Raw genomic sequence first — 6,175 nt, 5'->3', positions numbered from 1 at the left:
CCTCGGCCCCCTCCTGGGTTTCCCCCGGGCGCCCCTCTGTGACTCGCCCCTCAGCTCCCTGCAGCCGCAACCGTACGATGCCTCACAGACGTCGCACAGACCGTCAGTTCGTCCTGTCGCAGGAAGGGCCCGCCCGGGCCCGCCGGAAGGAGCGCCCGTGGAGTTCGGCGGGTACCGGATCGTTTCGCTGCTCGGCGAGGGCGACAGGGGCCGCGTCCATCTGGCGCGGTCCGCGTCGGGGCGGCCGGTCGCTCTCAGGACGGTCCATGCACGCCTCGCGGAGGCTCCGGGGTTCCGTGCCTGCTTCCGGCGCGAGGCCGCCGCCGCGCTGGCCGTGACCGGGCCGTACTCGGCCGCCGTCCTCGACGCGGATCCGGACGCCGAACAGCCGTGGCTGGCGGTCGAGTTCTGCGCGGGGCCCGGTCTGCCGGAGGCGGTGGCCGCGTACGGGCCTCTGGGCGACGCCGACCTGGCCGCGCTGGGCGCGGCGCTCGCCCATGCCCTGTCGGGGGTGCACGCGGCCGGGGTCGTGCATCGGGGCGTGAAGCCGTCCCACGTCATCATCACCCGTGCCGGGCCGAAGCTCCTCGACTTCGGCGTCGCCAGGTACGCGGCCGACGAGAGTCCCGCCGCCGTCGGCTCGCCCGGCTTCCTCGCCCCGGAGCAGCTGGCGCGGGACGGCTGCCCGGGGTCCGCGACCGATGTGTTCGCGCTCGGCGCGGTCCTCGCGGTGGCGGCGACCGGGCGCGGCCCGTTCGGCTCGGGCCGCGCGCCCGGGGTGCTGCACCGCACGCTGCACGAGGACCCGGACCTGCTGGGCGTGCCGGGCGCGGCCTGGACCGGCTTCCTCGGCCGCTGCCTGGCCCGCACCCCCGCGGCCCGCCCGACGGTCGCGGAGGTGATGGCCTGGTGCGGGGAGCGGGCCGCGCGGTACCCCTGGTGGGGTCGGGAGCCGGTCAGCGACCTGATCCACCACGAGGAGGAAGAGGTCACGGAGCTGCTGAGGTGGGGGTGAGGTACTGCCGCCCACTCGTACAGCCGTCGCCTACAGCCCCTGCTGCGACCTCGCCTTGAAGGCGGCCTTGCGGGCCTCCTTCGCCACCTTCTTGTCGGGGTGGAGGCGGCCCATCGCCTCCAGGACGTCCGCCGTCGCGGGGTGCTCCACCCGCCACGCCTGGGCGAAGAAGCCGCTGTGCTGCTGCGCAAGGCCCTCGACGAGGCCCTGCAGCTCGTCCGAGTTGCCCTCGGCGGCGAGCTGGGCCGCGAGCGTGTCGATGGTCAGCCAGAAGATGAGCGCCTCGGAGGGCGCGGGCACGTCCGTGGCGCCGTGCTCGGCGAGCCACACCCGGGCGAGGCCGCCCAGCTCCGGGTCGTCGAGAACTTCCCGCAGCGCGGGCTCCGCCTCCGTGCCGACCAGGGAGAGCGCCTGCTGACAGCGGAGTCTGCGCAGCGGCGCGCCCTCGTCGCCGCCGCGGGCCGCGGCCAGCAACTCCCGTGCGGCGCCCAGCGGTTCGTGCCGGGCGAGCCACTGCTCGATCTCCGCCTGCGCGGCGGCCTGCGGGAAGCCGGAGGTGCCCTCAAGGAGCACGTCCGCGCCCTTGTCGGCGAGGTCGCCGACGGCGGGCGCGTCGACACCGGCCTCCAGCATCCGGGCACGGACGCCGTACAGGCCGAGGGGGGTGAGCCGGACCATGCCGTACCGGGTGACGTCCTCGTCGTCGATCGGCGCGGGCTCCGCCGTGTCGTCGACCTCGGCCATGAGGGCCTCGTCCACCGGCTGGTACTCGACGAGGCCGAGCGGTTCGAAGAGGCGGAACTGGTCGTCGAGCTTCATCATCGCGTCCGACACCTGCTCCAGGACGTCGTCCGTGGGCTCCCCCATGTCGTCGGGGACGATCATCGAGGCGGCGAGCGCGGGCAGCGGCACGGGGCCCTCGCCGGCCGCGGCGTCGCCCACGGTGAGCAGGTAGAGGTTGCCGAGCACGCCGTCGAGGAAGTCGGCCTCGGCCTGCGGGTCCCAGCCCAGCTCGGCGAAGTCGACCTCGCCCTTCTCCTCCAGGACGTCGAGAAGGTTCTCCATGTCCGGCACGGTGGCGTCCGCGTACACGGTGTCCAGGGCGCCGAGCCATACGCCGAGGACGTCCTGCGGGCTGCCGGAGGCCAGGAGCGCCAGGTCCTCGCCCGGGGTGACCGTGCCCTCCGCGCCCTCTTCCTCGCCGTCGGTGACCTCGACAAGGCCGGTGTCGACGGCGACCCGCCAGGCCTCGCTGGCGAGCGCGGCCGCGTCCGGGTCGTCCGCCGCGAGGCCCAGCTCGGCGGCGGCCGCCGGGAGCTGGGCGTCGACCAGCTCGCCGCCCGCGCCGACCCGGGTGCCGGGTCCCGCCCAGCGGGCGAGCCGCACCGCGCGGGAGAGCAGCGGGGTGGCGAGCGCGGCCCGCGCGAGCTCCGCTTCGGGGTGCAGCAGCACCGGCGGCAGGGTGGCGGGGCTTACGGACATCGGCTGGTTCTCCTCCGGGGGGTGGGGCTCTCCCCTGCTCGACGGAGTCAAGAGCGCGGGGAAGGGTCGGCAGGGCGCAAGCCTAGACGGATTTGGCACCATGCCGCCCGGTTCATGTCCCTGTCAGAAAACGTACAGGTCAAGAACACCGGCACAACCTTGACAACTCCCCTGGTCACGCAAGAGATTGACGCGCGTAGAGCGCCCACACGGCCCTGCACCGCCGCACCGTTCCGTCACCCTCATCCGGAGTCCCCTCATGCCTCAGATACCGACGCCCCGTATGCCGAGACCGGCCGCCGTCAGCGCGGTCGTCGCGACCGCCCTCGCGGCGGGTCTGCTCGCCGTCGCCACCTCCCCGGCCTCGGCCGACGAGATCCGCGTCCACGACATCCAGGGCACCACCCGGATCTCCCCGCTGGTCGGACAGCAGGTCACGGACGTCTTCGGCGTCGTGACCGGCGTCCGCGGCCACGGCTCCAAGGGTTTCTGGATCCAGGACACGAAGGCCGACGCGGACCCGGCCACCAGCGAGGGCGTCTTCGTCTTCACCGGCTCGGCGGCGCTCACCGTCAAGCCGGGCGACGCGGTGCGGGTCTCGGGGACGGTCGGGGAGTACGTTCCCGGGGGCGCCGCGTCCGGGAACCAGTCCCTCACCCAGATCACCAAGCCGACGGTGACCGTGGAGTCCTCCGGCAACGCGCTGCCCGCGCCGGTCCGGATCGACACCAGGTCGGTGCCCGCGCGCTACGCGCCCGCCGGTGACCCCGCGCAGGGCAACAGCGTCAACGCGCTCCCGCTGAAGCCGCGTACGTACGCCCTGGACCTGTACGAGTCCCTTGAGGGCATGAATGTGGGCGTCGGCAGCTCGCGGGTGGTCGGGGCGACCGACCCGTACCACGAGCTGTGGGTGACGGTGAAGCCCCGCGAGAACCGCAACCGGCGCGGCGGCACGGTCTACGGCTCCTACGACGCGCAGAACGGCGGGCGCCTCCAGATCCAGCAGCTCGCGCCCGTCTCCGAGCGCCCCTTCCCGAAGGCGAACGTCGGCGATGTCCTGAAGGGCGGCGCGGCAGGCCCCCTGGACTTCAACCAGTTCGGCGGCTACACCCTGGTCGCCCGCGAGCTGGGTGACGTACGCGACAAGGGTCTCGTACGCGAGAAGACGCGGCGCCAGGCCAAGGGTGAGCTGGCCGTGGCCACGTACAACGTGGAGAACCTCGACCCGGGCGACCCGCAGACGAAGTTCGACGCGCTCGCCGGCGCGGTCGTGGACAACCTCGCCTCGCCCGACATCGTCGCCCTGGAGGAGATCCAGGACGACAACGGCGCGAAGAACGACGGCACGGTTGCCGCGGGCGCGACCCTGAAGAAGTTCACGGACGCGATCGTCGCCGCGGGCGGGCCGCGCTACGAGTGGCGGTCCATCGACCCGGTGAACAACAAGGACGGCGGCGAGCCCGGCGGCAACATCCGCCAGGTGTTCCTCTTCAACCCCGAGCGCGTCTCGTTCACCGAGCGCGCGGGCGGCGACGCGACGACGCCCACCGAGGTCGTCCGCGCGGGCAAGCGGGCCGCGCTCAGCCACTCGCCGGGCCGGATCGACCCGCAGAACGCGGCGTGGACCAACAGCCGCAAGCCGCTGGCGGGCGAGTTCGTCTTCCGCGGCCGTACGGTCTTCGTGATCGCCAACCACTTCGGCTCCAAGGGCGGCGACGAGGGCCTCACCTCGCACCACCAGCCGCCGGTGCGCTCCTCCGAGGTCCAGCGGCTCAAGCAGGCGCAGGCCGTGAACGGCTTCGTGAAGGACATCCGCGCGGTCCAGCGCGACGCGGACGTCGTCGTGCTCGGCGACATCAACGACTTCGAGTTCTCGGCGACCACCAAGGCCCTCCAGGACGGCGGCGCCCTGTACCCGGCCGTCAAGTCGCTGCCCAAGAGCGAGCGTTACTCGTACGTCTACCAGGGCAACTCGCAGGTCCTCGACCAGATCCTGACCAGCCCGGGGGTCGGCGACGACTTCTCCTACGACAGCGTGCACATCAACGCGGAGTTCTCGGACCAGAACAGCGATCACGACCCGCAGGTGCTGCGCTTCAGGCCGTAGTGCCTGGGCTCACCCGTAGAGGTGGTGCAGCCAGTCCCGCCAGGCCAGTTCGGCGCGTTTGGCGTCCGCGTGCGGGCCGAAGTCGTGCACGCGGACGCCGACCGGCGCGCCGGATCGGCCGGGACGGAGGAAGCGGTACAGGGCGTCGTCCGAGCGCAGGCCGATGAAGTACCGGCTGCGGAAGTCGATGACGGCGTCCAGTTCCTCACCGGGGGCCTCCACGCGGATGCGGGCGCCGTCACCGGCGTCGTCGGGCAGGCCGAGGGCGCGGGCGAGGCGGACGAGGGCGTCCGGGGCCCTCGCGGCGGGCGGGCCGTCCAGGGCGGTGAAGACGGCGGGGCGGCCCGCGAAGTACGCCAGATACTGGCGCAGGGTGTGCAACTGGAAGTCGGTGCGCCGGATGGCCTCGGCGTACTGGCCGTCCCGGTCCTCGGTGAAGACGCCGCTGTGGACGTGGCGCAGCCAGGAGCGGCGTCCGCCGTGGCGGGGCTCGATGAGCTGGTCGAGCTGGTCGAGGCTCTGGCCGGGTACGCCGTCCGGGTCCTCGACGCGGGCGGTGAGGCGGCGCGGCGGGTCCCAGCGGGTGACGGTGCCGCCGAAGGGGGCGGCGCCGCCCTCGCGCGGCTCGTACTTCAGGGGGCGCAGCCAGCCGCCGGTCCCGGTGGTGAGGGCGGCCCAGACCTGCGCCGGGGAGCCCTCCACCTCGAACTCCCGGGCTATCTCGAACTCCTTGCCGCCGCCGCCCATGCCGACTCCCTCGGGGTTGCCGCGGCCGCCGAGCCGTCGGTCGCGGTGAGGTCCGGCCTGTCTGCGACCGCGGTGACGTCCGGCCCGCGTCCACCGTCCCGCCCACGCCCACCGCTGTCCAGGCGGGTGCGGCCGTCGTCGGGAGGGGGCCCGGAATCTACGCTCAGCTCGGTACGAAGCCGTACGCGAAGCGGTACCGGGCGACCGTGCCGCCGGGCGCGACCCCGGGGAACGCGCGCACCCGCCGCCACTGCGGGGTCGGCGAACCCACCCCCTCCCCCGCCGCGGCGAGCGCGTCGATGTGGGCCTGCTCGCTCTCCCACTCCGCGTAGTTGACGACCTCCCGGCCGTCCGTGCTGGCGTGGAAGTGCGCGGAGATCAGCCCCTTGCCCTCGACCGGGTCGCTGCCCAGGGCCTCCAGCACCCCGTCCACCCAGGCGCGCTGGCGGTCGGCGTCCGGGTGCTCGAAGGGGACTTTCACTATCACGATCGCGCCGGGCTCGCGCCGCTCCCCGCCCGAACCGGCGCTCCAGCTGCGGTACAGCCGCGTCTTGGAAAGGCCCAGGCGCTCGATGCCCGGCACGGCCGCGTCGATGTCGGCGTTGCGCGCGTCCCTGCCGTTGCGCGCCCCGGCGGAGAATTCCCGGTGGGCCTCCTCGTCCCGCCAGTGCGAGTGGTGCAGGACCGTCGAGCCGTCGGAGCCCGCGTACACCGTGTACGACAGGAGCCCCTCGTGCGGCCAGGGGCGGCTCTCCCAGGCCCGCGCGATGGCGTCCAGGGTGGCCCGCTGCCGCTCAGGCGAGCCGGTGCTCCAGGTGCTGATG

General features: G+C 73.7%; 5 protein-coding genes. 2 read left to right on the top strand and 3 right to left on the bottom strand.

What is annotated here, in order from left to right:
• The first annotated feature begins 157 nt into the window (after positions 1 to 157).
• A complete protein-coding gene (locus GKQ77_RS25480; RefSeq protein ID WP_219691277.1) occupies positions 158 to 1,015 on the top strand; it encodes a serine/threonine-protein kinase in 858 nt (285 codons plus the stop codon).
• A gap of 30 nt (positions 1,016 to 1,045) precedes the next feature.
• Here GKQ77_RS25480 and GKQ77_RS25475 read toward each other — a convergent pair whose 3' ends face one another.
• Positions 1,046 to 2,497 carry a hypothetical protein gene (locus GKQ77_RS25475; protein ID WP_219691276.1) on the bottom strand — a complete coding sequence of 484 codons (1,452 nt, stop codon included), beginning with the start codon at positions 2,495 to 2,497 and terminating at the stop codon, positions 1,046 to 1,048.
• Between the two features lie 259 nt (positions 2,498 to 2,756).
• Between GKQ77_RS25475 and GKQ77_RS25470 the strand changes: the two genes are divergently transcribed.
• Entirely contained in the window at positions 2,757 to 4,604 is a 1,848-nt protein-coding gene (locus GKQ77_RS25470) for a DUF8508 domain-containing protein (RefSeq protein WP_219691275.1), read from the top strand.
• A gap of 9 nt (positions 4,605 to 4,613) precedes the next feature.
• On the opposite strand, the gene GKQ77_RS25465 is transcribed toward GKQ77_RS25470, so the two are convergent.
• Both GKQ77_RS25465 and GKQ77_RS25460 read right to left on the bottom strand, forming a co-directional pair.
• Complete coding sequence (locus GKQ77_RS25465; RefSeq protein ID WP_219691274.1) at positions 4,614 to 5,351, bottom strand: SRPBCC family protein; 738 nt, start codon at positions 5,349 to 5,351, stop codon at positions 4,614 to 4,616.
• A gap of 163 nt (positions 5,352 to 5,514) precedes the next feature.
• On the bottom strand, positions 5,515 to 6,174 hold the full coding sequence (locus tag GKQ77_RS25460) for an antibiotic biosynthesis monooxygenase (RefSeq protein ID WP_308117786.1): 660 nt from the start codon (positions 6,172 to 6,174) through the stop codon (positions 5,515 to 5,517).
• Position 6,175 lies beyond the last annotated feature (1 nt).

It is taken from the genome of Streptomyces anatolicus, from assembly GCF_019400875.1.
Taxonomy (GTDB): domain Bacteria; phylum Actinomycetota; class Actinomycetes; order Streptomycetales; family Streptomycetaceae; genus Streptomyces; species Streptomyces anatolicus.
Note: the sequence above shows the minus strand (reverse complement) of the source record. Positions and strands in the feature narration are given on the sequence as shown.